The organism is Mycetocola lacteus, from assembly GCF_003667575.1.
GTDB lineage: Bacteria > Actinomycetota > Actinomycetes > Actinomycetales > Microbacteriaceae > Mycetocola > Mycetocola lacteus.
Genome location: NZ_RCUY01000007.1, coordinates 1 through 516 on the forward strand (window position 1 = coordinate 1; position 516 = coordinate 516).

General features: G+C 47.3%; 1 rRNA gene. It reads right to left on the reverse strand.

Annotated elements, in window-relative coordinates:
- Positions 1 to 249, reverse strand: a 23S ribosomal RNA gene (locus D9V34_RS08960); the annotation flags it as partial.
- Positions 250 to 516 lie beyond the last annotated feature (267 nt).

Genomic DNA, 516 nt, shown 5'->3' on the forward strand with positions numbered 1-516 from the left:
ACGGAATCACTGTTGTTTTCTCTTCCTGTGGGTACTGAGATGTTTCACTTCCCCACGTTCCCTCTACCCGCCCTATATATTCAGGCGGGAGTCACCACGTAACCTTGCAGCCCGTGGCGGGGTTTCCCCATTCGGACATCCTCGGATCACAGCTCGTTTATCAGCTCCCCGAGGCTTATCGCAGATTACTACGTCCTTCTTCGGCTCCAGATGCCAAGGCATCCACCGTTTGCTCTTAAAAATTTGAAATCACATGAGTATAAAAATCGATCAAAAAACTGTAAAAGTAAACTTTTCAGAAATTGACCAATGATCTATAAAGATCATCTTTATCATGAACCACAACCCCAAAAGGGCTGTAATTCTTAAGATGCTCGCGTCCACTGTGTAGTTCTCAACGTACGGTCGATACCAAAACCCTCCAGCTCATATCCATGCTGTGAGGCTTTGGTCCGAAGGTATCAACAAGACGTTACCGCCTTGAGTGATCCCTCAGGACCCAACAACGTGCACCCG